This window comes from Rhizobium grahamii CCGE 502, from assembly GCF_000298315.2.
Taxonomy (GTDB): domain Bacteria; phylum Pseudomonadota; class Alphaproteobacteria; order Rhizobiales; family Rhizobiaceae; genus Rhizobium; species Rhizobium grahamii.
This window is the reverse complement of record NZ_AEYE02000028.1, coordinates 1-23,016: the sequence shown is the minus strand read 5'-3', so window position 1 is coordinate 23,016 and position 23,016 is coordinate 1. Positions and strand designations below refer to the sequence as shown.

Sequence of the window (23,016 nt, the reverse complement as noted above, 5' to 3'; positions counted from 1 at the left end):
GTGTTCCTTGCTAACGATCCCGCCATTCGATCTCCGCGGCACCATGAGCAGATCGAGAGCCGGGCCGCTTATCTTCAGCCGCCGTTCGTCCCTCAGGGCTCAGTGGGAGTGCGGCAGGCGCAGAGGCGACCGAAATGTATCAATACCGCGGGGGCTGAATCGTGTCGTCGGGAAAGTCGACGTCTTTGGCTAGCATGCTCGTGCGTATCGATAAACTGGACTCTCATGCCTGCTCCCGCGATTTCACGGTGCCTCACTACAATTAACTGGTCCTCGAAGCTCGTCGGGCGTAGCAATCTTGGCATTCGACCAAGATCAATCAGCTTCGCCGTCAGCTTGGAGGTTCAAATGAACAGATTGATGTTGAGCAGGGCGACGTTTGTCTTGGTGTTCGCGCTCTCCGCGTCCAGCGCCATTCCAACGACATCCTTTGCCGCCAAGAAGTCCGCAGCCGAGCACGAACTCGTCGTGCCGCAGGTCACGTATCATACCGTCGAGATTGACGGCACCAAGGTGTTCTATCGCGAGGCTGGGCCAGTCGACGCTCCGGTCGTGCTCCTCCTGCACGGCTTCCCGACGTCGTCGCACATGTTCAGGAATTTGATTCCGATCCTTGCTGACAAGTACCATGTGATAGCACCCGACTATCCGGGCTTCGGTCAGAGCGACGCGCCCGACCACACCAAGTTCGACTATACGTTTCAGCATTATGCGGACATCATCGACAGCCTGATGGGCAAGCTGGATGTCAAGCAATACGCGATGTACGTCATGGATTACGGCGCCCCCGTCGGCTATCGGCTCGCGTTGAAGCAACCCGATCGCGTGTCTGCGTTGATTGTCCAGAACGGCAATGCCTACGAGGAAGGCCTCAAGGAATTCTGGGACCCGATCAAGGCATACTGGAAGAACGACACGCCCGAAAACCGCAAAGCTCTGATGGTGCTCTTCACGCCTGAAATCACGAAGTTCCAGTACACCGATGGGATGAGCGATATCACGCACATCGACCCCGACAATTGGGGGCACGACCAGGCGCTTCTTGATCGTCCCGGAAACAATGACATTCAGTTGGACCTGTTCCACGACTACGGGACCAATCTCCCCCTGTACCCGAAATTCCAGGAGTTCTTCCGCGAGAAGAAGCCGCCGACCCTTATCGTCTGGGGCAAGAACGACAAGATCTTCCCGGCCGACGGCGCGTCGCCGTATCTACGAGACTTGCCCCATGCCGAGATGCACCTCCTCGACACCGGTCATTTCGCGCTGGAAGACAAGCTGCCCGAGATTGCGCCTCTTATCCACAATTTCCTCGATCGGAAGCTCAGCCGAAACTAGATCGAGGCCTAGCCACCAAGCACGCCTCCCCTGCGTGGTGGCACTCGCTTCAGTGCGACTGGAGCAGCGTTGTGGTTGTTATCCCTCTCCCGGGAGCCCGGATTTCACGGGGCAGACCGACCTGCGCCGGAATCGCGCGACATCTTCGTCCGAGGGCCGATCCATACGAGCGCGCAGACATAACATCGAACACCTACTACGACTGGTTCCTGTTGGATGGAGCGGGTGCCTTTCTGGGGGCTCCTGCTGTGGCAGCGGAATTTCTCGCAACGTTCAAGGACTTCCCACCGAGCAAGCGCGCAGCGAGCTTCAGTATCGACCAAATCGTCGAGAAAATGCAGAAGAGCTTTGAAGCTCAGGCGCAGTAGAGGCCGCGCCGATCCCGTCGAGGCCGGCCAATATTCAGCAACGGGTGCGAGTGCTTCGTTTACCGCGCCCGCGCGGGCCACGACACCACACGGTTCTTAGGTCAATCAAACAGCCAGCAGGTCGATGACCGCAATCGGCGCACTCACAGCGGCACATTGCGGGACGGCCTATCGACCTTGGTCAATGTTCAAGGGAAACACCGCTTACTATTTATCCATCCGTTTCCATCCAACTCCAGGAGATAGTTTGTCAGATGTGTCAGTTGATCTCGCGAGCTATATGATTGGTCAGTCTTCACTCGAGAATCAGACTTTTGCAACGAGAAGAGAAGCTGTGCGAGAACGACAACTATCAGGAAGTCGAGACGGTCCTCCTGTGTCGCTGGCAAGGGACTGGCGGCCGAGGACGAGGAGTGGAATTTCAAAGGCTCTCATGTATCTAAAGTTTTGATGAGATACACGCGTAACAACAGCGGGGTCGTAGGTTCGACCCGCTCAAGACCAGGCTGCTCTGGACAAACGCTCCGACACAGCAAGGAATGCCGTCAGCACGAATAACATCCAAAGTCTCATTCGGCGCTTCAACTATCTTGGAGGCTTCGCATCGGTCGCCAGGGCGCGCGGCTATGATCATCTCGACGCGGACACGCGTTCGTCTGGGGCCGACAATATTGACTGCTTTCTCCCGATCGACACGATCCACTTATGAAACTCTTTACCGTATGGTTTCTCAAATGCTGATCTGTTCCAAGCGAGGTAGTAGCTTTCTGGAAGCGGAAGGCGGACGTCAAACGGCACCACGAGCAGACCTGCCTGAAGCTCCTCTTCGATCATCGACAGTTGCGCAAGCACAAATCCATGACCGTTAACGGCCGCATCAATCGCGTTACTGGAAAGCGCGAAAAAGAGACTAGATCGTCTTTCATTCACCGTTGCACCAAACATCCCCGCCCATTCTTCCCATTGCGGGGGGCGACTATAGTGCGATTCCCATTCGATATTCAGAAGCGGAAACCGGAGTATGTCTGTCGGAGATGCGAGAACCCGCTGCCCCAGAAGCTTAGGAGAGCAGGCCGGGACAACCCAGTCAGTATAGAGGGCTGAGTAGTGGACATGTACTTCCGCCTGCTTTCCATAGGTTATACGGAAATCGCTGTGGCCCTCGGTCAAACTCGGCTCGTCGTCTCTGCCGATTATCCTGACATCGGCGTCCGGTTGTAGATCACGCCATTCGAAGATCCTTCGACCGATCCATTTGTTCACCACGGAGCTTAATGCGGTAAGAACAATGCCGCTATCGCTTCGTGCCCGCTGAAGGGCCCTGACCGAATGGGTGAGTTGGGTGAAGGCCTTCGTGATTTCTTTGTGAAAAAGGATTCCCCAAGACGTCAGTTCGACACGCCGGCCGGTACGCTCGAGCAGCGTCACGCCGAGATGATCCTCAAGCTTACGAACTTGCTGACTGACAGCGCTCGGTGTGACGCCCAATTCCCGTGCGGCACTGCTCATCGTGCCGCAACGTCCCAAGGATTCAAATGCTTGAAGGGCATTCAGAGGGGGCATTATCTGGTGCATTCATATCTCCGCTCCGACTTTTCTTTTAAGTTTTTCTAACAACGATTGCAAGTGAAACTGACTTGTTTGCGCGATCGGCACCGAAAATACTGACGATCATCAAGTTAGGTTAGGAGATAGCGATGTTTCTGAAAAACGCGTGGTATGTCGCGACCTGGGACAGTGAAGTCGGCCGTGAACTCAAGGCGGTCAAGATGCTGGGCGAAGAGATCGTCCTTTACCGCCGTCAGGACGGAAAACTCGCCGCCCTCGAGAATGCCTGTCCCCATCGCAAGCTGCCCTTGTCGATGGGGCGCATAAAAGGTGACGACGTCGAGTGCGGATACCACGGCCTGACGTTCGATACGTCGGGAGCCTGTACCCGCGTGCCGGGCGCGGAGCGGATTCCGCACGTGGCCTGCGTCCGCTCTTACCCCGTCGAGGAGCGCTACGGGCTGGTTTGGGTCTGGATGGGCGACGCCGCAAAGGCGGACCCTTCGGAGATTTTCCACGTCGAGCACTTCGATGACCCGGCATGGGGTATGAACCGTGGAGAGTCCATGACCCTTAACTGCAACTACCTCTACATGACAGACAATCTGCTGGATCCGTCGCATGTCGCCTGGGTGCACCAGAGCTCGTTTGCGAGTTCGGCCTGCGAAGAGACGCCGCTTGAGACGACTGTCAAGGAAGACGGCGTCACCGTTTGGCGTTGGATGATCGATTCCGATCCTGCACCGTTCTATGCGCCTTTTCTGCAGTTCGAAGGGAAGGCGGATCGCAAGCAGCATTACGAGGTACGGTATCCGAGCAATGCGATCATCAAGGCAATTTTCGCACCATCGGGAACTGGTGGGGAGGGAAAGGATCTGCCGGCCAACACCTTCCTCATGGACAGCTACAATTTCATGACCCCCGTCGATGAAAACAGCACGAAGTACTACTGGTTCCAGTTGCGTAACTTCGCGCCCGACGACGCAGAGGTATCCGCTCGTTTCGCGACGTCGGTTCGCGGCGCGTTCGAAGAAGATCGCGTCGTGCTGGAGGCGGTTCACGAAGGAATGGCCAAAAAGCAGACACCAAACCTCGACCTGAAGATCGATGTGGGACCGTTGCGCTTCCGACGCCGCCTCTCCCAACTGATAGACTCCGAGAATACTCAACGCGCACAAGCTGCCGAGTGATCTGCCCCCTACAGCGCTGCCTGTATCCAAACACAGAGACCCCGTCTGACGAGTCTGAGCGCGCCTGCCGCGGGATGGGAATCAGGGAACATATCTAGTGGAAGGCCGAAGGGGCCGGCCTTCCACTAGACAACTGGGAGTTTACCTCATGCGCCACGAGCGGCAGCCTGAGCTGTTTTCCGTCAACTACAATATTCTGCGCCAGCGGTTCCTTGCGTCCGCACGCAGGGCAAACGCGACGCTCTTCGAATTCGAGCATCCGCTGCACGGGCCAGATGGAGAGACCCTCTTCACCGACGTCGCGCATATCGGTTCGCGCGATGCTTCGAAAATGTTGATCGTAATCTCTGGTACGCACGGCGTGGAGGGGCAATTCGGTTCGGCGTGTCAGGCTGAATGGCTTTCAGCAAATCCCGGATGGCAGTTGCCGGTCGATACAGCGGTCCTGATGGTACATCTAATAAACCCATGGGGCACAGCCTGGAGCCGCCGCACCAACGAAGACAACGTTGATCTCAATCGGAACTTCATCGACTGGAATGACCAGCCACCGCAAAACGTAGGCTACAGGGAGTTGCACGCGGCATTCGCCTGTCCTGATAAGGACCGATCGATGCGCGACCAAGCGGACGACGCTCTGGAGCGTGCAAGAGAGAGTCTGGGCCAGGCGGGGCTGGCCGCGGTGATCGAAGCAGGACAATATGAGTTCAGGGACGGAATGTACTATGGCGGTCAGGGACCGGTCTGGTCGAACCGCACACTTCAAGAGATCCTGAGAAAGTTCGCAGCCAAGTCGAAAAATGCGATCATATTTGACCTGCATACTGGCGCCGGCCCGTATGGTTATCCAGGCCTGCTGTCAGTGTCGAACGCGGACCATCCTGGCATCGACTGGGGCAAGCGTCTCTTCGGACCGGCGCTTACCATCGTCCGGACGGGTCCAGGCGCCAAGACCGATACTGGTATAGCGGCGACTGCCACCGGCTATGTTTCCGGCTTTGTCCGCCAAGCGCTCCCGGACACCCGAGTCCTGCCGCTGGTTATCGAATGCGGCACACTCGACAGTCGATCGGTCATGGAGGCGGTGACAGCAGACAATTGGCTTCACCTGTACGGAACGATCGATTCTCCGATCGGCAGGAAGATCAAGGACACGCTGAAGCTTGCGTTCATCCCGACGGACATCGAATGGCAGCGCTCCTGTCTTGCCGCGAGCCTTCGCTACTTCGAGCGGGGATTGAAGGAGTTGAATTCGATAGCTCCGGAGGCGGAGCTCACTCCTATCGCCGTCGGACAAAGCGATATCGCGTGGCCACCCGCGGTGACGATCCCAAGCCGCCGCATCGAGCGGCCTGCCGTGCAGGTGCAAGACCTTCATAAGAGCTATGAAGCGCTGGAGGTTCTCACCGGCGTCGGTCTCACGGCCCATGCTGGGGAAGTCGTATCCATGATCGGTTCTTCCGGATCGGGAAAGAGCACCTTCCTGCGATGCATGAATCTCCTGGAGATACCCAACGCAGGCCGCATCGTCGTTGACGGCGAGGAGATTAGGATGAAGTCGCTCCGGGAAGGGAAATCCGCTCCCGCTGATATGCGTCAGGTTGAACGCATCAGAGCCCGTGTAGGGATGGTCTTTCAGAACTTCAATCTTTGGCCACACATGACGGTGCTTGAGAACATCACCGAAGCGCCGACGCATGTTCTCGGCGAGGACAAGAAAGATGCCATTGAGCACGCGCATCAGCTTCTAAAAAAGGTCGGTCTTTTCGACAAGCACGCCCAGTATCCGGGGCAACTGTCTGGGGGACAGCAGCAGCGCGCTGCGATCGCGCGGACCCTGGCTATGAGACCGAAGGTCATACTCTTCGATGAACCGACGTCGGCACTGGATCCGGAATTGGTGGGCGAGGTCCTCCGCGTGATCCGGCAACTCGCCGAAGAAGGAAATACGATGATCCTCGTGACGCACGAGATGCAATTCGCGCGCGAGGTATCTCACAAGATTCTCTTCCTACACAGAGGAAAGGTGGAGGAAGAGGGTAGTCCAGCAGACGTCTTCACTAACCCGAAATCGGAACGGCTTCGGCAATTCCTATCCAGGACCCTTTGAGGGCTTTTTGCTAACCTTGCGTCGCGAGGCAAACCTCCCGCGACGCGATCTGAACCAGAATATGAAAAGGGGATCGCAATGAAATTCGGTATCTTGACGCTCGGTGCCATTCTGTTGTCGCTCGCAAATTCGGCAATCGCCGCTGAGGGCAAGCTGTCCATTGGTACCGAGGGTGCATATCCTCCCTGGAGCATGGCTGACTCGGCAGGAAACGTCACGGGCTTCGACGCCGATGTCGGCAATCTGCTTTGCAAGAAGCTCAATGTCGAATGTCACTTCGTCGTACAGGCGTTCGATGGACTGATTCCTGCGCTCAAGGCGAAGCGCTTCGATGTAATCATCTCGGGCATGTCGATAACTGCTGATCGCAAGAAGGAGATCAATTTCTCCGTCGGATACGCTGAACTCGCGAACATGTTCGTGGTGCCCAAATCCTCGGACATCGCCGGCCTTCGGGAGGTAGAACCGCTGCTGCGCGACCTTGACAGCAAGACCATCGGTGTTCAGACCGGGACGACGCACGCGCATTTCGTGGAGAAGCGGCTGCCGAACTCCACTTTGAAAACCTACGACACGCTCGACAACATGCAAATTGACCTGGTATCGGGTCGCGTCGATGCCGCGTTTGCGGACGCATCGGCCCTTCAGGACTTCCTTGGGAAGCCCGAAGGCAAGGACTTCCAGTTCGTCGATGTGAAGATCCAGAGCAAGTTCGATGCGTCTCTCGGGGAGGGCATCGGCGTCGGAATATCAAAAGACAACACGGAACTGAAGACGAAAGTCGACAAGGCGCTGTGTGATCTCGTGGCAGACGGTTCCATCGGCAAAGCCAGCATGAAGTGGTTCAAGATGGACATTTCTCGTCCCTGCGAATGACCAGGGCGCCCCGCGCCGTGGCGCGGGGCAATAAGGCCGCTGCTACGCGATTGTGGTCCGATCGACAACTCCTCGGGCCATGAATTTGAACACGAAGGCAAATGTAATGGAAACAGGTTTCATTCAGATATGGCGAGATGGCTGGCTCATCGCCATGATGTACGGAACGATGGTCACCATCACCGTCGGCGCGCTCAGCATAACTGCGGGAGCTATCATCGGCACGGCATGCGGTATCCTAAAATGGGCGCGGGTCTTTCCTCTAACGCTTTTCATCGATGTCTACACGTCCCTTGTTCGAGGCGTGCCCGAACTTCTCATAATCTACCTCCTGTTTTTTTCGTCGATCGAATTTGTGACTCAGGTGGCGACCGCCTTCGGCTATGCTGGCTTGGCCGACAGCGGCTATGCCTTCATCATCGCGGTCATCGCAGTTTCGACCGTATCCGGAGCGTACTCGACTGAAGTCGTGAGAGGTGCGTTGGCGGCGATACCTGCCGGGCATATCGAAGCTGCTCGGGCACTGGGCATTCCGGGGCGTAGGATTTTCTTCAAGATCATCCTACCGCAGATGCTTCGTATTGCCCTTCCGGGCATGAACAACGTTTGGCAGACCACAATTAAGGACACTGCTCTCGTATCCGTCGTCGGCCTTCAGGAGCTCATGCGCGCGGCCTTCGTCGGATCCGGCAACACACGCCAGCCACTGATTTTCTTTCTGATCGCTGCTGTCGTCTATCTGATCATCACCCTTGTCAGTCAGACAGGATTTGATGCTGGAGAGCGCTTACTGCGGTTGAGATCGAGGAAGTAGAACCATGAATACTGAACTGATCCAGCTCGCTCTCCCAGTATTGGCCAAAGGGCTGGTGGCGACGATCTTGATCACCGTGATCTCGGTGGCAATCGGCTTCAACTTCGGCCTCGGTCTCGCGCTGATGCGGCTATCGGAGAACCGGTACCTCGCCGGCTTCGCCAGATGCTATAGTTTGCTTTTCCGCGGAACGCCGCTGCTGGTCCAACTCTTTCTCTTTTACTACGGTCTCGGACAGATCGCATTCATCAAACACAACCCCTTCACCTGGTGGGTCATCAGTGACGGCACGCGATGTGCCGTGATGGGTCTCGCTCTCAACACTGCGGCCTACACGTCCGAAATTCTTCGAGGTGGGCTCATGTCGATACCCGTGGGCCTCAAAGAAGCGGCCAAAGCGGGCGGGATGTCTCCTTTGCTGCGCTTCCGCCGGATCGAGTTTCCGCTCGCGATCAGGCAGGCGCTTCCAGCATACGGCAACGAGCTCATACTGGTCATCAAAGGTACGAGCCTTGCCTCGACGATCACAGTCCTCGAGATCACCGGTTATGCCAAACGCCTAATGAGCCAGACCTTCGCGATCTTCGAAATCTTCGCGATCGCCGGGGCGATTTATCTCGTTGTCAACCTCACTCTGATCATGGCGATCAGTCTGCTCGAACGGCGCCTCATGCGGTACGAAGGTCGCTGACCGGCGATGGCACAGGTGTCGAGCTCGCGAATGTGAAGATGTCTATGAACCCGTTCGACGAGATCTCGGTGGAAGAGGCGCTACGCGGAAGAAAGCCGGCAAGGCGGAGGAAGTGGTGGTCGTCTCGATTGGTCCTGCCAAGGCTGAAGAGACGCAGGCGATCGATGCTGACTCGAACCAGACGGGCCAGATGCTGGCGGCGCTGCTCGGCCCGGCCCGGGCGACCTTCGCCCTGAAGATCGAGATCGGGGACGGCAAGGCAACCGTGACGCGCGAAGTCGACGGCGGCTGCAGACCATCGACGTCAAGCTTCCTGCCGTCGTCACCACAGACGAGCCGTGCTGTGCCTCGCTGCCGAACATCATGAAGGCGAAGAAGAAGCTGCTCGACAGACAAGCTCCTGCCGATTTCGGCGTCTCCACCGCGCCTCGCCTGAAGGTCTTGAGGACCGAAGAGCCGTCCGGCCGCAAGGCGGGCGTCAAGGTCAAATCGGTCGCCGAGCTGTCGAAAAGCTGAAGACTGAAGCCGGCGTCCTAGGGTTCGAGAAAGGGAGATCATATCCATGGCCATTCTTCTTCTGGATGACCACGATGGCAGCCACCTTTCCGACCAGACCGCCAAGACGCTGACGGTGGCAAGCCACATCGCCAAGGGACAGGGAAGCGATATCACCGTGCTTGTCGCCGGCAAGGCGCCAAGGCTGCCGCCAAACTGTCAGGCGTTTCCAAGGTGCTGCTTGCCGAAAGCGACGAGCTTGCCAACAATCTGGCCGAGCCACTGGCCGACCTGATCGTATCGCTGGCCGCAGGCTATGACACGATCATCGCCGCTGCTACCTCGACCGGCAAGAACGTGCTGCCGCGCGTGGCAACGCTCAGACCAGAGCTATTGAATTACTTTATTGGGGTTGAGAATTCGAAGCGAATCCAGTTCCGCCTTGATGACCTTCATCAACGAAAGCTTCACCGGGTCCGTCAGATCGCTGAGCGCACCAATTCTCTTCCGTCCCACCCCGTGTTCTGCGGAAAACGAGCCCCCGAGACGATGGAGACCACGGTATAAAACGGATTCCACCGCCTCCACCGTTTCCCGTGCACAATCGGCTGCGGCGGCGTTCAGAACGATGTGGAGATTACCGTCGGCGATGTGACCGAAGATGTAGGGCGCAAGGTTTGCATCAATCTTCTCCAGTCCTGATGCAATGCGGGTGACGTAACCCTCTATCTCCGATAGGGGGACCGAGACGTCGTAAGACGGTGCGGCCGGATGCTTCCGATAGATCAGGTCCGTATCCTCGCGGAGGCGCCACAATTCTTCTTCCTGCGACTGCGAGGTTGCTACTACTGCAGAAACGTCAGGATACTTGACGGCAAGTGTCTCATAAATCCCCTCGAACGCCTCAAGCAGATCCGGTTCATTTGCACCGGCAAGAGACATTAGGAGATGCAAGGGGCTGCTGTTGTCATAGTCAGAAGCCGTCCAGCCTTGTTCGACTGACGTAAGCTGGAAAAAGGAACGCCACATCGCTTCGGCGGCTCTGAGATTCCCCCGTTGGATACGAATACCCAAATCCGTTGCATCCAACACGGCGCCAAGACCTGGAAGCGCAAACATGGCGGTGGCTGTTGCCAGGGGGACTGGCTCCAACTTGATGACCGCGCGGGTCACTATCCCGAGCGTGCCCTCGGCTCCGATGAAAAGGTGCTTCAGGTCATAGCCCGCAGCGTTTTTGATCACGCGTGTAAGGTCGGAGTAGGTGGAGCCGTCCGGCATGACCGCTTCGATCCCCAGCACTCGGTGACGCATGACACCGTACCGGAACGCTGCAACGCCTCCCGCATTCGTCGATACCATTCCGCCGATCGTGGCCGACCCCCGCGATGCCAAATCGATGCCGGGCTCGAGGCCGTGCTGACGTGCGGCTTCCTGGAGAGTTTGCAATGTCACTCCTGCCGCGACGATCGCCACACGTTCTGTTGGGAAGATTTCAAGCGTTCTATTGAGGCGTGCAGTGGAGATGACAATCTCTTCAGGCGACGACACGCCACCGCCTACCAGTCCGGTGCGGCCGCCGTGAGGAACGACTGAAACGCGGTGGCGGTTTGCACATTTTACGAGGTCCGCGACCTCCTCAGTGGACGAAGGGAGTGCAACCGCGAGCGCCCCAAGATTGTCGGCGGTAACCCCATAGTCCAGATTTCCTACGGCGTCGCCCTCTTTCAGATTCAGTTGACCGACGATCCGGCGAACCTCCGCAAGGAACGCTTCTGGAAGGTTCGAACGGCCGGATTGTTCAACGGCCGTCATCGAAAACTCCCGAAGTTGGGCCTCTCAGCCACCAGTTGCCGCAGGGCGGCGAGGAACCTGTCGTTATCAGCGGGTTTACCGACTGTGACGCGAATGAAGGTAGAATATCCCAGTTCTTTCCAAGGCTTCACGACAATGCCTTGATTGAGGAAGTGTTCGAACGCCTGATTGCTCTCACACCCGACATCGACAAAAAGGAAGTTGGTTCGCGAGTCGGGTGAGAACAAGCCGAGTGATGAAATCTCCCTGGCCATTCGAGCACGTTCAGACACTATTTTGGCGACGGATTCGACCATCCACTCCTCGTCTTGAAGTGCCGCGACTGCTGCAGTTTGTGCCGCAGCATTCACGTTGAATGGGGTCTTCGCTGCGGACATAGCTTTTGCGATCAGGTCATCAGACGTAACTGCATAACCGACGCGCAAGCCAGCCAAACCGTAGGCCTTGGAGAATGTTCGGAGCACAACATAGGAAATGTCGCTCTCCTGAAGCTCCTGGAGACCATCTGGCATGCCTTCACCCCGGAACTCGTAATATGCCTCGTCGAGAACCAGCAGGGTTTCCGCCGGGACTGCGTCGATGATTTGTCTCAGCTCGTCGCGACTCAATGCGGGTCCGACCGGGTTGGACGGCGACGAAATGAAGAATACTGAGGGCTTTTTTTGAAGGGCGGCAACGATGCCCGGCATGTCGAATTGCAGGTCAGCGGTCATTGGCACCTTTGCCACCTTGGCGCCGTTGGCTTTTGGTTCGATTTCGTGGAGGCCGAAACCCGGTGTGACCGTCAGGGTCGTGGAGAAGAAGCGCGACGCGGCTCGACAAACAGCGGCAATCATTTCTTCCGAGCCGTTCCCCACCACGATATGGTTCGAGGAAACACCCAGTTTATCGGCCAGCGCCCCGCGCAAGACGGTGCAAGTTGAGTCCGCATATTTTGACGGGTCGACGCCGCGGAGTGCTGCAGTCACCGTTGGGCTGCAGCCAAATGGATTTTCGTTGCTCGCGAGCCCGACGACGTCCGTGCGCCCCGTCTTCTGTTGAGCGGCGGAAACATTCATGCCGGCATTGTAAGCCGGCAAGCCGGCAACGTTAGGATTGAGCTTGATTGGACTCGCCATCGGTGACTCCTTGGGTTTCAATGGGTGTTACGCGTTCGCCAGATCAAGCACGACCGAGCTTCTCGGTCGTGAGCAGCAGAGAAGAATCTTTCCTTCTGGGACTTCGTCCAGCGGATCTTCGATGTATTCGACCTCTCCAGACACCAACCCCTGGAGACAACCCGAACAAACCCCGACGCGGCACGAGAACGGCGGTTCGACGCCGCGAGCCTCAAGGAAGCTCAAAAGAGATTCGGAGGTGTCATCCCAGATCAGCTCTCTACCCGTTTCCTGCACTTTGACCGTCAGGCCACCGTTAGACGTATCCGCGATCGGCTCTTCAGGGGCTGGCTTTGCGACTTTCGCATCGTTCGCCGCAGCGGGTGCCAGCAGTGAGGCTGGACCAAAGAACTCGTACGCTATCCGCTTGCGGTCAATTCCCAAGCCGGTAAGCAGATCATACATCGCCTGCATAAACGGCGGCGGGCCGCACATGTAGACTTCATAGTCGTCGAGCGGAAGAAGGCCCTGCAACGTTTGACGTGTGACAAATCCGCTTGAGTGGAACCCCCCTCCAGAGACGTCTTGCGCACTGGGGAAGCGATAACAGTAGTGGACTTCGATGCCGCCGCGACTGGCTGCTAGCTGGTCGGTTTCCGCCTTGAGCGCGTGGACGTTGCCGCTGTCGCAAGCATGAATAAACCACACTCGGCGATCGCTTTGGGTAGCGAGTACCTTAAGCATCGACATGGCCGGAGTTAGACCGACGCCCCCGGATAGGAGAATGACAGGCCGGTCGCTGGAGGAGTCCAACTTGAAAGCACCACGCGGGCCATCGATTTGAAGAAGTGCGCCTTCCTCCACGTTGTCATGGAGCCACAAGGAGCCGACGCCGTCTGGCAACTCGGGTTTTAGAGAGGCTTCTCGCTTCACCGTTATGCGGTAGAAGGCAGTCTCTGCCGGCGACGAGGAAACCGTGTAGTTTCGCACGATCGGTGCATCGCCAGACGGATGGGGTATCCGCAACGTCAAGAACTGGCCAGCTTCGAAGACCTGCCAATGGCCGGGATTTAAAGGCTCAAGATAGAACGACGTGATATTGGCGCTTTCCCGAATTTTCTTCACCACTTTGAATGGTCGAAAACGCGGATCACAAATTTTAGACATGTTCCCGAGCACCCCTGCTGCGCGGTGCATTCGGACTGTTGCATTTGTCTGCAGTCAGTCAGGCGAATGCGATTTTCGCTATGAATGTCTCGCCGCGGTTCCGCGGCTGAGACGTTGCTCCGGTGACCGAATATGGACCGTCCCTTCTTCTGATTATTTCGATTGCAGACGTCGGGGACAATCTGGATCCGGGTGTGTTCTTATTAAGATTTTCTAACAAGGGAAGATTGGATGCGCGCTCGGTGGGAGGCGGAGCCAAGGCGCCCCTCCGCGTCACCGCTGTCCATCCTTTTGCGAATGGCCCGTACGACCACGGATCGACGTCGTGCGGTGATTGGCGTCGAAAGACAGCTTCGCCAACGAAATTCCGGTCTTGCGACACATGCTCTTGTCGCTCTTTGCGCTTCGATCTAAACCGCACCACCGAATTCAAAAGCTTCCCTGCGTACTAGCTTAATAACTTCAGTTTCCGGAGAACTTCCTTTGGCGCTGGCCGTCGCCAGATCGTTTGAAAGCACTCGACAACGTTGGACCTGTCGACGGCGACGCCAGGAAGGGCGATCCAAGCAGGTACCAAACGTCCAAGGAGAGAAGTCACGGTCGTGGAGGCGGCTGCTTCGCCCTGCCTTGAAGGCTGTTGTGCCGCGATGGCTACGATTGGGTGGTTGGCAGCAAGCGAGATTGCCGCGTCGCGCCCAAGGTCGACGGTCGACATGGGAATCTTGCGCTTCATCGTTTTCATGGCCTGTGCGACCGCCATTGCCGGTGTATCCCAGACAACAAACATCCCGGCCATGTCCGAATGAGCGGTCATCAAATCGCGCGCAATAGCGCCTACCTCGCTCAGGGAGGCAAACCGTCGGACATGAAGTCTGACATCTGGCCTGTTGATCTGCATCCATTTTACGAACGCAATCTCTCGCTCGTTGGTCGCAAAGAAATCGGCGTCGTAGCCAAGAACTCCGAGGTCAGCGTTATCAGGCAGATGTGAGGCGAGGCCCTCTGATGCAATTTTACCCAGGCCAAAGTTATCTGCTGAAATCAGCGAAACGTAGTCCTTGCCGGGGAGGAGACCCGTCGGGACGTTGTCCAGCAAAATAAGTTTGATACCGGCCTCTGCCACGCGCGCGTGAGCAGCCGCAACCTTGGTATTGGCAACCGGAAGGGAGATGATTGCGTCTGCACGTTCGGCAATCAATCGATCCAGCGCTCTGATCTGGAGCTCAGGGGTAAATCCGCAGTCGACTACGTCGATTACCGCAACGCCGCAGTCGCCCAGTGTTCCCACTAGTCCTGCCAGTTGTTGTTGGGCCCAGTCGCTCTCCAGGGTGTGGAGCACGATGCCGACACGAAAATTTCTGAACCTGGCGCGCGCGAGATCCTCCGGCAGCAAGAGCACACGCTCAGGTGCGGAAGCCCGCTCCCCGTGTGGTCCCAATCCTGATATTGCCATCCACTCCTCCTCAAGTATCTGGCGGCCGCGTTAGCTGTGCTCGCGAGGGGGCGTCGCGGGCAATTCGATCTTTCATCTGCTGCAACAAGTGGTGAGCTTGTGGCTTTCCGGCCATAATCCAATCGCGCAGCATGGCAGGCGCAAAAAGTCCTTCGGTCGCCACGATGGCCGATCCGACGAGGCCCGCCGAACTGCCCATCTGGGACCGTATGATCTGGAGATCACGGCTGACCAGAGGGTGAGACGCGCCGTAGATTGCCTCCCGCGCAGATGCGAGCAGAATATCGTTTGATTGCCCGATCGAGCCCGACAGTACGATGATTTCCGGATTCAGCATATTGGCGATGGTCGCGACGACCTGACCAATCAGGCGGCCACTTTGAGACAGGATATCGATTGCCGCGCCGTCCCCCATATGGGCTGCATTCGCGACGTCGTTAGCAGTCACCTCTCCATTGCGGCGTAGGTGCTCGGCAAGAATTGGACTTGTACCATTGTCAGCGACCGCGCGACCTTCCCTGGCGACTTGATCGGAACCAGCCATTGCCTCGAGGGTACCACTCCGCTCTGAGTTGAAGACGGGAACAGAACCAATCAGACCGACCGCGCCTTGGGCGCCCCTGTAAAGCTCCCCATCCGTGACGAGACCGGCTCCTATGCGTTTGCCGACCTTCACGTAAAGCATCGTTCTATGCCCAATGCCTGCGCCGGCATGAAGTTCGCCCATCGTCATTGTCTCGACGCTTGACCGCATCCAGACAGGCGCATCGAAGACGCTGACCAGATTTTCGACAAACGGGAATTTTTCCCACCCCGGAAGAATGGCCGGAGTCGCGAGCTGGAACGGCGAATCTCCCCTGTCGGGTACAACCCCCGGCACAGAAATTGAAATGGCCCATAGCTCAGAGCCGGCAGCATACCGCTCGAGAATCCATCGGAACAGCGCAATCAGTCGGTCGCAGATTACCCCAATGGGCTGGGTCAGATCGCTGTCCTCATGGTGCTCCATAAGAAGCTTTCCACCAAGATCGGCGATACCGACACCGATTGCCGTCTGGTCGAGCGTGGCGACCAGGATGCACCCACGATCAGAGGCGAAACGGACAAGGCGCGGTGCTCGTCCTCCGGTGGCGGTACCGAGTTCGCTCTCGTCTATGAGGCCGAGATCAGCCAGGGTCCCAAGGCGATCAGCGACAACCGCGCGACCAAGCTCACTTTCTCGCTCGATTTCTTGACGTGTGGTGGCTTCTCCACTTCGTACAAGGTTGAGAATTTCCACGAGACTTGGGGCCGCTGTCTCCGACACCGGAGGCCGCCCTTTACGTTTCTGCCGCATATCAGCCGATCTAGGTGCCACCGATTGCGCCCGCGTCATCCCTCTCCTCCAAGGCCTGTAAAGCGTTGATAAAGGTGACGCTTTACGCAGGCAACAACATTCTTTTGCAGTAAATCAACAAAAGAGTGGCAAGTTACGCCGAAAAATAATTGACATCAGTTTTTTGTGGGCCTAACAATATGGTGCAAAGTGGAACCGGTCCTGTGGGAGGAGCCCTGGTGGGAAACTTTAAGCTTGCCTATCACGCCAATTGCTGGGGAGACCTCGGTGGCAACGCCGTCGGTGTGACATCCATTACTCAGCTCTCGTATCGGACCTTCGGCGATATGAGGCGTGCCGTCGCCGACATTGCCGCGGCCGGTTACCAGGGTGTCGAGCTTTTTGATGGAAATCTTCTAGACCTCCCAGTGGCCGAGATGCGGTCGCTTCTCGATGACCACGGCCTGGCACTTGTCGCCACATATTCTGGTGGCAACTTGATTTTCGATGACATCCTGCCGGAGGAACTCGCGAGAATTGCCCGCGCTGCTGACCGTGCTGCAGAGCTGAAGGCTCCGCACATCGTCATCGGTGGGGGAGCCAAGCGTTTTGATGGGACGCGGGAAACCGACTATCAGAAGCTTGCCGCTGCCCTGGATCGGGTCAAGGAAGTCGCCGAGGCGCGGGGCTTGCGAGCGCACTACCATCCCCACCTGTCTACTATTGTCGAGGGGCCGGCAGAAGTCCGCAAGATCTTCGCTCTGACCAGCATCGACTTCTGCCCGGACACCGCTCATCTGGCGGCTGCCGGTGGCGATCCGGCCGAGATGATCAGGGAACACGCCTCGCGTATCAGCTATGTCCACCTCAAAGGGTTTCAAAAGGAGCCGTTCGCCTTCACGCCGCTAGACAGGGGTGATGTTGGAACGGATGCAATCATTTCTGCCCTGCGCGACATCGGATTCAACGGCTGGGTTTGCGCTGAGCTTGATTCCTGGCCGGACCCGCTTGAGGGGGCAAAAACCACAATGGAATATCTGAAATCAGCCTGACGGCAACACTGGGGCATGGCCCCACTTCTGGGAGGAAGCTATGATTAGACGACGCACACTTCTTTGTTCCGTTGCCTTGGCCACGGCGATCGGCTTTGGCTCACCCGTCCTTGCGGATCCAGATGCTGCACTTGCGAAATTGCAGGAAACGGTTCTCTCCAAGGGGCCGTCGGGTGAGGCGCCAACACCCGCCGCAACTGTCACTCTTTCAGCGGACGAGTTGGTGAAGATCAAAGCAATGAACGCGACGGCTGCAATTGTCATGCACTACGGCGGGAACGATTGGTCCCGTGCTCAGATCAACGGTCTGCAAACACAATTCGCCGCAATGGGTATCAAAGTCATTGCCGTCACCGACGCCGGCTTCAAACCTGAAAAGCAGGTTTCCGACATCGAGACGATCATGGCACAGAAGCCGAACATCATTGTCTCGATCCCAACAGATCCAACTGCCACAGCAGCCGCCTATAAAGCAGCCGCAGCGGCGGGTACCAAACTTGTCTTCATGGACAATGTCCCAACGGGCTTCACAGCGGGACAGGACTACATCTCCGTGGTGTCGGCTGACAATTATGGAAATGGCGTCGCGGCCGCACATCTGATGGCGAAGGCTTTAAATGGTGAGGGCGAGATTGGCCTTGTCTTCCACGCTGCAGACTTTTTCGTCACCAAGCAACGCTACGACGCGTTCAAGGCAACGATTGCTTCAGACTATCCAAAAATCAAGATTGTCGCCGAACAGGGCATTGGCGGCCCCGACTTTTCGGGTGATGCTGAAAAGGCAGCGTCAGCGATCCTGACCTCCAATCCCAACATCAAGGGTATCTGGGCGGTCTGGGATGTCCCCGCGGAGGGGGTCATTTCCGCGGCACGCAATGCGGGCCGTGATGATCTGATCATCACCACCTGCGATCTGGGCGAAAACGTCGCAATCTCCATGGCGCAGGGAAGCTTCGTGAAAGGCCTTGGTGCGCAGCGGCCTTACGATGCCGGTCTGGTTGAGGCAAAGCTTGCTGGCTACGGCCTTCTTGGAAAACAAGCGCCGGCTTTCGTTGCCTTGCCCGCTCTGCCTGTGACGAAGGATACGCTCCTTGCTGGCTGGAAGGCTGTCTACTCGACCGACGCGACTGCCAACATCAAGACGAGCCTAGGTCAATAGTCCAGCGTCGCTTCACGCGAGCAAGCGTGTGCGCAAACGCAAGTCGTCGTCTCCGGCAACGTTTTGCCGGGGGCGATTGCGCTGACCGGGTAGGCACTGCCGCCCAAGAATCAGGAGAAGATCGATGACAAAGATTATGAACGTCGCCATGATCGGCGGCGGCTTCATGGGCAAGGCGCATGCTATGGCTTACGCGTCGATGCCGATGTTTTTCTGGCCGGCACCTGCCATTCCCCATCGCAAAGTTGTGGTTGACGTCACCGATTTCACCGCCGAGGAAGCGCGTCGCCGCTACGGTTTCGAAGAGGCGTCGTCCGACTGGCGTGCGGTCGTCAATCGACCCGATATCGATATCGTCGATATATGCACGCCAAACAGCGTCCATGCCGAGATTGCCATTGAGGCGGCAACCGCCGGCAAGCACATCATTTGCGAAAAGCCGTTGGCACGTACCGTCGAAGAAGCGCGAGCGATGCGTGATGCCGTCAAAGCAGCCGGCGTCATACACATGGTGGCATTCAACTACCGCCGCACGCCAGCTGTGGCGCTTGCCAAGAAATACATCGACGAAGGCCGGATCGGCCGCATTTTGAATTTCCGCGGCACCTATCTTCAGGACTGGTCTGCTGATCCTGACTCTCCGCTCTCCTGGCGCTTTCAGAAGAAGATCGCGGGTTCGGGCAGCGTGGGTGACATCGGCACGCATGTCGTCGACCTGGCTCACTATCTTGTCGGACCGATCGCCGAGGTCACCGCCATTGCAAGTACCTACAACAAGACTCGACCGCTTCAGCAGGGCGGAGTCGACAAACTTGGCGCGGCAGAAAAGTCCAAGGATGCAGAACGTGGAGAGGTGGATGTCGACGACGAAATTGTGTCGATGCTCAAGTTTGCTGATGGAGCGATTGGCAGCCTCGAGGCGACGCGAAACGCGTACGGCCGAAACAACTTCATCACGCTGGAAATCCATGGCACAAAAGGATCAATCCATTTCAACTATGAGCGTCGCGATGAGCTGCAAGTCATGTTTGCAGATGATCCGGGAGACGCGAGGGGCTTCCGCACCATCTACACCGGACCGGCACACCCTTATGGCGACGGCCTATGGCCGATCCCGGGACTTGGTATCGGATATTCGGAAACCAAGATCATTGAATGCTTCGACTTCTTCTCCGCCATTGCCAAGGGACGGCAACCAAGCCCGAATTTCGAGGATGGATTGTTGACCGAGCTGGTAGCCGACGCTCTGTTGCGCTCCAGTCAAACCGGCAAATGGGAGAAAGTGGAATGAACGCAAGTCTCCCGGCCGTTCGCATGACGGGCATTTCCAAGGCATTCGGAGGTGTGAGGGCTTTGGACGATGTTGACTTCGAGGTAATGCCCGGGGAAGTGCACGCGCTGCTTGGCGGCAACGGCGCCGGGAAATCGACCATCCTAAAGATCCTGAACGGCGTACATCGACCCGATCAAGGTGCGATTGAGGTAGGCGGTGTCCCGCTGACTTCGCATACCCCGGAGGCGTCACGCGCTGCTGGTATTGCCATGAACTACCAGGAAATGAGCTTGGTGCCCACGCTTTCAGTCGCCCAGAATGTCTTCCTCACCCGGGAAGCCCAGAGCCGCGTGGGTTTGATTGACGACGACGATTCGGAACGGCGGGCAGCCGCAATTTTCGAAATGCTTGAAGTATCCGTCAATCCGAAAGCGATTGTCGCTGACCTCGGCGCAGGGCAGAAGCAGCTTACGGAGATTGCCAAAGCCATTTCTCAAGATGCGAAAGTCCTCATTCTTGATGAACCCTCAACAGCGTTGTCGGTTTCGGATGTCGACCGGCTCTTTGCTTTCCTGCGAAAGATAAAGGCGAGGGGGGTGGCAATCATCTATGTGAGCCACCGAATGGATGAGATCTCGCGAATTGCCGATCGTGCGACAATTCTGCGTGACGGCAAGCACGTCATCACCGCCCCACTCACCGAGTTGCCGATCGAGACTATGATCGAACACATTGTCGGCAAACGCTCGAAGGGTCTCGCAGATATAGAACGAACCTCCACTGCCACAGGCGATATTCTTCTGGAACTGCAAAATGCGAGCGGCGCTCACAAGCCTCAAGGCATTTCGCTGGAATTACGTCGCGGTGAGGTCCTCGGTCTTGCCGGGTTACTGGGATCGGGGCGGTCGTCCCTTGCCCGCGTCATCGCCGGCATCGAGCCACTCGCCGAGGGCGAGATTCGTGTTGCCGGTGTACCGGCCCGTATCCGCACGCCAAGTGACGCGATTAAGGCAGGGATCGCCTTGGTTCCGGAGGCACGGGCGACGCAAGGGATAATTCCAGCCCATTCTGTCGCAGAGAATATGGTTCTCGCCGTTATCGGTCGGTTGTCCAAGAGAGGTCTCGTCGATACGACCGCGGTAAACGCGCTGACCGATCAACAAATGAAGCGTCTGGCCGTTAAGGCTGCAAGCCGCAGCCACGCCGTTTCCACGCTCTCCGGCGGAAATCAACAGAAAGTGGTGATCGGCAAGTGGTTGGCCAGCAATCCCGACATTCTCATCCTCGACGAGCCGACAGCAGGTATCGATATCGGCTCCAAGTCCGAGATCATTCGCCTGGTGCGCGAGCTTGCCGCTGCCGGCAAGGCCATCATCTTTATTTCATCTGAACTATCCGAGCTTCTGACTGCTTGCGATCGTATCCTCGTGATGTCGGATGGCCGCATCCACAAGGATTTTCCTCGCGATGCTCTTGATGATCCGTCGGCATCCGCCGGAGACCTCGCGCATCGCCTGCAGGCGGCAGAGCAGCGTTTGCAGGTCGAGATCCAGAAAGCCCTATCCAGCCAGGAAGTTTCACATGCTTGATGCAGTCTCCGCGAACTGGCGCCAGTACATCATCTATATCGGATTTATCGTAATCTTTGTCATCTTTGCTGTAGCTTTGAACGACAAGGGCTTTCTAAATCCCAACAATCTCCTGAATATCGTTCGGCAAACTGCCATGATTGCGGTTATGGCGATTGCAATGATCTTTGTTTTGTCATCGGGAGAGATTGATCTTTCCGTCGGGGCCGTTGCAGGTCTCAGCACGGTCACTGTCGCGATGGCCATCGCCGTTGGTGGACCATTTGCAGGAGTAGCAGTGGGTATCGCGACTGGTCTTGTTGTCGGCCTGTTCAATGGCTGGCTCACAACAAGGGTAGGCATACCCTCGTTTCTGACCACGCTTGCCATGATGGGAATCGCCAAGGGGGTGGCCATGTGGATCTCGGCGACTGCCGCCGTCCCGATCCTTTCACCGGCGTATTCCTGGCTCTTCGGTGGTGGTAATCTCGGTCGAATTCCGGTCCTGCTCTTCTGGATGATTATTCTCGGCGTGATCGGCCATATCGTTCTCCGGCGCTCCGGGTTCGGCCGGCGGGTTCTGGCGACGGGCGGCGGCGAGACGGCAGCGCGCTATTCTGGTATCGAGACCCGCAACATCAAGTTCAAGGTGCTTGTCATCTCCTCCTGCGCTGCCGCACTCGCGGGCATGCTTTATGCCGGCCGCTTGCAATCTGGTCGTTTTCAGCTTGGCGAAGGCGACGAACTCTCGGTTATCGCTGCAGCGGTTCTCGGCGGCACTAGCCTGTTTGGGGGAAAAGGGACGGTTGTTGGGACAATTGTGGGCGCGCTCATGATCGGGCTGATTAACAACGGCCTCATTTTAATGGGTTTGGAGTTCAGTCAGCAGCTTATCGCACGCGGCGCCATAATCATCTTCGCGGTTGCACTCAGCCAAAAAAGGAATTGACGTGACTGTCACGATAATAGGAACTGTCACAGCTCGGTCTGGGGCCCAGGTTGAGCTTGCGACGTTGCTCGAAGCCCAGGTTGTGCCAACGCGGGCCGAGCCGGGCTGCATAAATTACGATTTCCATGTCGACGCCGACGATCAATGTGTTTTCGTCTTTTATGAAAATTGGATCAGCCAAGCAGCGCTTGACGCGCATATGGAGATGCCGCACCTTAGGCCGCTGATCGCCCAACTCGATCGACTTTTGTCGAAGCCAATTGAGATTCGATACCTGAGGATGATCAGCGAACGGCGAAGCTAAGCACGAACAACGCAGGGTCTTCAGACTTTGTGAAAGCGGCGCTTGCCGGTAATTCCTTCGCTATTGATCCTCCACTTTCGCTGGAGAGAGAGACACGACATGTGGCCTGGATCATTCCTCCCTCCATTTTCAGGAGGGTCTCGGGTATCCTGGCCTTTCCGTCCGGACCCGGAGTAGTAAAAGGAAATGCGGACGAAGAGGAGCGTCGCATCCAGGCACTCGCACCCTCCGACGTTGGCCACAAGTGACATCAGAGCATGCGTTAGAGATCAGGCAATTATCCGCACGTCGCGTGAACAGATCCCAAGCCTGAACATAGAGAAAGTTCAGGGTTGGCCTTGAAGATCGGGTGTTTCAGAATGAAGGGGATCGCGTCTCCGGCCACACACTGTTTCGCGGTGCCCGACTAAACGCGATTTCGTTCGCAGATCGTGTCC

18 protein-coding genes and 3 pseudogenes are annotated in these 23,016 nt (G+C 57.1%); 15 read left to right on the top strand and 6 right to left on the bottom strand.

Annotated elements, in window-relative coordinates:
- The first annotated feature begins 348 nt into the window (after positions 1-348).
- Together RGCCGE502_RS21540 and RGCCGE502_RS21535 are read left to right on the top strand one after the other, a co-directional pair.
- On the top strand, positions 349-1,338 hold the full coding sequence (locus RGCCGE502_RS21540) for an alpha/beta fold hydrolase (RefSeq protein ID WP_016556313.1): 990 nt from the start codon (positions 349-351) through the stop codon (positions 1,336-1,338).
- Positions 1,339-1,490: 152 nt separating this feature from the next.
- Positions 1,491-1,706: pseudogene (locus tag RGCCGE502_RS21535) on the top strand (arylsulfatase); the annotation flags it as partial.
- A gap of 630 nt (positions 1,707-2,336) precedes the next feature.
- Here the strand turns inward: RGCCGE502_RS21535 and RGCCGE502_RS21530 are convergent.
- Positions 2,337-3,281: a LysR family transcriptional regulator gene (locus RGCCGE502_RS21530; RefSeq protein ID WP_016556311.1), complete on the bottom strand. Its 945-nt coding sequence runs from the start codon at positions 3,279-3,281 to the stop codon at positions 2,337-2,339.
- 122 nt (positions 3,282-3,403) lie between these two features.
- On the opposite strand from RGCCGE502_RS21530, the gene RGCCGE502_RS21525 reads away from it, so the two are divergent.
- The 7 genes and pseudogenes from RGCCGE502_RS21525 to RGCCGE502_RS21490 all read left to right on the top strand — a co-directional run.
- Positions 3,404-4,444, top strand: coding sequence for an aromatic ring-hydroxylating dioxygenase subunit alpha (locus RGCCGE502_RS21525; RefSeq protein ID WP_016556310.1), 1,041 nt, complete (start codon positions 3,404-3,406; stop codon positions 4,442-4,444).
- A gap of 148 nt (positions 4,445-4,592) precedes the next feature.
- The gene (locus RGCCGE502_RS38805) at positions 4,593-6,554 is read left to right on the top strand and encodes a DUF2817 domain-containing protein (protein WP_016556309.1); all 1,962 of its coding nucleotides are present in this window, start codon (positions 4,593-4,595) and stop codon (positions 6,552-6,554) included.
- Positions 6,555-6,632: 78 nt separating this feature from the next.
- Complete coding sequence (locus RGCCGE502_RS21510; protein WP_016556308.1) at positions 6,633-7,430, top strand: transporter substrate-binding domain-containing protein; 798 nt, start codon at positions 6,633-6,635, stop codon at positions 7,428-7,430.
- 106 nt (positions 7,431-7,536) lie between these two features.
- On the top strand, positions 7,537-8,244 hold the full coding sequence (locus RGCCGE502_RS21505; RefSeq protein WP_016556307.1) for an ABC transporter permease: 708 nt from the start codon (positions 7,537-7,539) through the stop codon (positions 8,242-8,244).
- Positions 8,245-8,248: 4 nt separating this feature from the next.
- The gene (locus RGCCGE502_RS21500) at positions 8,249-8,935 is read left to right on the top strand and encodes an ABC transporter permease (RefSeq protein WP_016556306.1); all 687 of its coding nucleotides are present in this window, start codon (positions 8,249-8,251) and stop codon (positions 8,933-8,935) included.
- Positions 8,932-9,471: pseudogene (locus RGCCGE502_RS21495) on the top strand (electron transfer flavoprotein subunit beta/FixA family protein); the annotation flags it as partial. The gene RGCCGE502_RS21500 and the pseudogene RGCCGE502_RS21495, both read left to right, overlap by 4 nt.
- Positions 9,472-9,497: 26 nt before the next feature.
- Positions 9,498-9,811: pseudogene (locus tag RGCCGE502_RS21490) on the top strand (adenine nucleotide alpha hydrolase family protein); the annotation flags it as partial.
- A 9-nt stretch (positions 9,812-9,820) separates the two neighbouring features.
- Here RGCCGE502_RS21490 and RGCCGE502_RS21485 read toward each other — a convergent pair.
- The 5 genes from RGCCGE502_RS21485 to RGCCGE502_RS21465 all read right to left on the bottom strand — a co-directional run bounded on the left by RGCCGE502_RS21485 (position 9,821) and on the right by RGCCGE502_RS21465 (position 16,265).
- Positions 9,821-11,242, bottom strand: coding sequence for an FAD-binding oxidoreductase (locus tag RGCCGE502_RS21485; protein ID WP_016556301.1), 1,422 nt, complete (start codon positions 11,240-11,242; stop codon positions 9,821-9,823).
- Entirely contained in the window at positions 11,239-12,360 is a 1,122-nt protein-coding gene (hisC, locus tag RGCCGE502_RS21480) for a histidinol-phosphate transaminase (protein WP_016556300.1), read from the bottom strand. The genes RGCCGE502_RS21485 and hisC overlap by 4 nt, the downstream gene beginning before the upstream one ends.
- A gap of 27 nt (positions 12,361-12,387) precedes the next feature.
- Positions 12,388-13,536: an FAD-binding oxidoreductase gene (locus RGCCGE502_RS21475; protein ID WP_016556299.1), complete on the bottom strand. Its 1,149-nt coding sequence runs from the start codon at positions 13,534-13,536 to the stop codon at positions 12,388-12,390.
- Positions 13,537-13,954: 418 nt separating this feature from the next.
- Entirely contained in the window at positions 13,955-14,959 is a 1,005-nt protein-coding gene (locus RGCCGE502_RS21470) for a substrate-binding domain-containing protein (RefSeq protein ID WP_019280260.1), read from the bottom strand.
- A gap of 10 nt (positions 14,960-14,969) precedes the next feature.
- Positions 14,970-16,265, bottom strand: coding sequence for an ROK family protein (locus tag RGCCGE502_RS21465; RefSeq protein ID WP_244441777.1), 1,296 nt, complete (start codon positions 16,263-16,265; stop codon positions 14,970-14,972).
- A 248-nt stretch (positions 16,266-16,513) separates the two neighbouring features.
- On the opposite strand from RGCCGE502_RS21465, the gene RGCCGE502_RS21460 reads away from it, so the two are divergent.
- The 6 genes from RGCCGE502_RS21460 (at position 16,514) to RGCCGE502_RS21435 (ending at position 22,579) form a co-directional block, all read left to right on the top strand.
- Entirely contained in the window at positions 16,514-17,326 is an 813-nt protein-coding gene (locus tag RGCCGE502_RS21460; protein ID WP_016556296.1) for a sugar phosphate isomerase/epimerase family protein, read from the top strand.
- Between the two features lie 40 nt (positions 17,327-17,366).
- Positions 17,367-18,485: a substrate-binding domain-containing protein gene (locus tag RGCCGE502_RS21455; RefSeq protein WP_016556295.1), complete on the top strand. Its 1,119-nt coding sequence runs from the start codon at positions 17,367-17,369 to the stop codon at positions 18,483-18,485.
- A gap of 124 nt (positions 18,486-18,609) precedes the next feature.
- Positions 18,610-19,776 carry a levoglucosan dehydrogenase gene (locus tag RGCCGE502_RS21450; RefSeq protein WP_016556294.1) on the top strand — a complete coding sequence of 389 codons (1,167 nt, stop codon included), beginning with the start codon at positions 18,610-18,612 and terminating at the stop codon, positions 19,774-19,776.
- The gene (locus RGCCGE502_RS21445; protein ID WP_016556293.1) at positions 19,773-21,347 is read left to right on the top strand and encodes a sugar ABC transporter ATP-binding protein; all 1,575 of its coding nucleotides are present in this window, start codon (positions 19,773-19,775) and stop codon (positions 21,345-21,347) included. Before RGCCGE502_RS21450 ends, RGCCGE502_RS21445 begins: the two co-directional genes overlap by 4 nt.
- Positions 21,340-22,275, top strand: a complete 936-nt coding sequence (locus RGCCGE502_RS21440; RefSeq protein ID WP_016556292.1) for an ABC transporter permease — start codon at positions 21,340-21,342, stop codon at positions 22,273-22,275. Before RGCCGE502_RS21445 ends, RGCCGE502_RS21440 begins: the two co-directional genes overlap by 8 nt.
- A 1-nt stretch (position 22,276) precedes the next feature.
- Entirely contained in the window at positions 22,277-22,579 is a 303-nt protein-coding gene (locus tag RGCCGE502_RS21435; protein ID WP_040675378.1) for a putative quinol monooxygenase, read from the top strand.
- Positions 22,580-23,016: the final 437 nt, after the last annotated feature.

Excerpts from the sequence above, each read along its gene's own strand:
- RGCCGE502_RS21475 (WP_016556299.1), bottom strand. The coding sequence starts at position 13,536 with ATGCACCGCGCAGCAGGGGTGCTCGGGAACATGTCTAAAATTTGTGAT.
- RGCCGE502_RS21485 (WP_016556301.1), bottom strand. The coding sequence starts at position 11,242 with ATGACGGCCGTTGAACAATCCGGCCGTTCGAACCTTCCAGAAGCGTTC.
- RGCCGE502_RS21450 (WP_016556294.1), top strand. The coding sequence starts at position 18,610 with ATGACAAAGATTATGAACGTCGCCATGATCGGCGGCGGCTTCATGGGC.
- RGCCGE502_RS21445 (WP_016556293.1), top strand. The coding sequence starts at position 19,773 with ATGAACGCAAGTCTCCCGGCCGTTCGCATGACGGGCATTTCCAAGGCA.
- hisC (WP_016556300.1), bottom strand. The coding sequence starts at position 12,360 with ATGGCGAGTCCAATCAAGCTCAATCCTAACGTTGCCGGCTTGCCGGCT.
- RGCCGE502_RS21505 (WP_016556307.1), top strand. The coding sequence starts at position 7,537 with ATGGAAACAGGTTTCATTCAGATATGGCGAGATGGCTGGCTCATCGCC.
- RGCCGE502_RS21530 (WP_016556311.1), bottom strand. The coding sequence starts at position 3,281 with ATGCACCAGATAATGCCCCCTCTGAATGCCCTTCAAGCATTTGAATCC.
- RGCCGE502_RS21500 (WP_016556306.1), top strand. The coding sequence starts at position 8,249 with ATGAATACTGAACTGATCCAGCTCGCTCTCCCAGTATTGGCCAAAGGG.
- RGCCGE502_RS21510 (WP_016556308.1), top strand. The coding sequence starts at position 6,633 with ATGAAATTCGGTATCTTGACGCTCGGTGCCATTCTGTTGTCGCTCGCA.
- RGCCGE502_RS21455 (WP_016556295.1), top strand. The coding sequence starts at position 17,367 with ATGATTAGACGACGCACACTTCTTTGTTCCGTTGCCTTGGCCACGGCG.
- RGCCGE502_RS38805 (WP_016556309.1), top strand. The coding sequence starts at position 4,593 with ATGCGCCACGAGCGGCAGCCTGAGCTGTTTTCCGTCAACTACAATATT.
- RGCCGE502_RS21540 (WP_016556313.1), top strand. The coding sequence starts at position 349 with ATGAACAGATTGATGTTGAGCAGGGCGACGTTTGTCTTGGTGTTCGCG.
- RGCCGE502_RS21470 (WP_019280260.1), bottom strand. The coding sequence starts at position 14,959 with ATGGCAATATCAGGATTGGGACCACACGGGGAGCGGGCTTCCGCACCT.
- RGCCGE502_RS21440 (WP_016556292.1), top strand. The coding sequence starts at position 21,340 with ATGCTTGATGCAGTCTCCGCGAACTGGCGCCAGTACATCATCTATATC.
- RGCCGE502_RS21525 (WP_016556310.1), top strand. The coding sequence starts at position 3,404 with ATGTTTCTGAAAAACGCGTGGTATGTCGCGACCTGGGACAGTGAAGTC.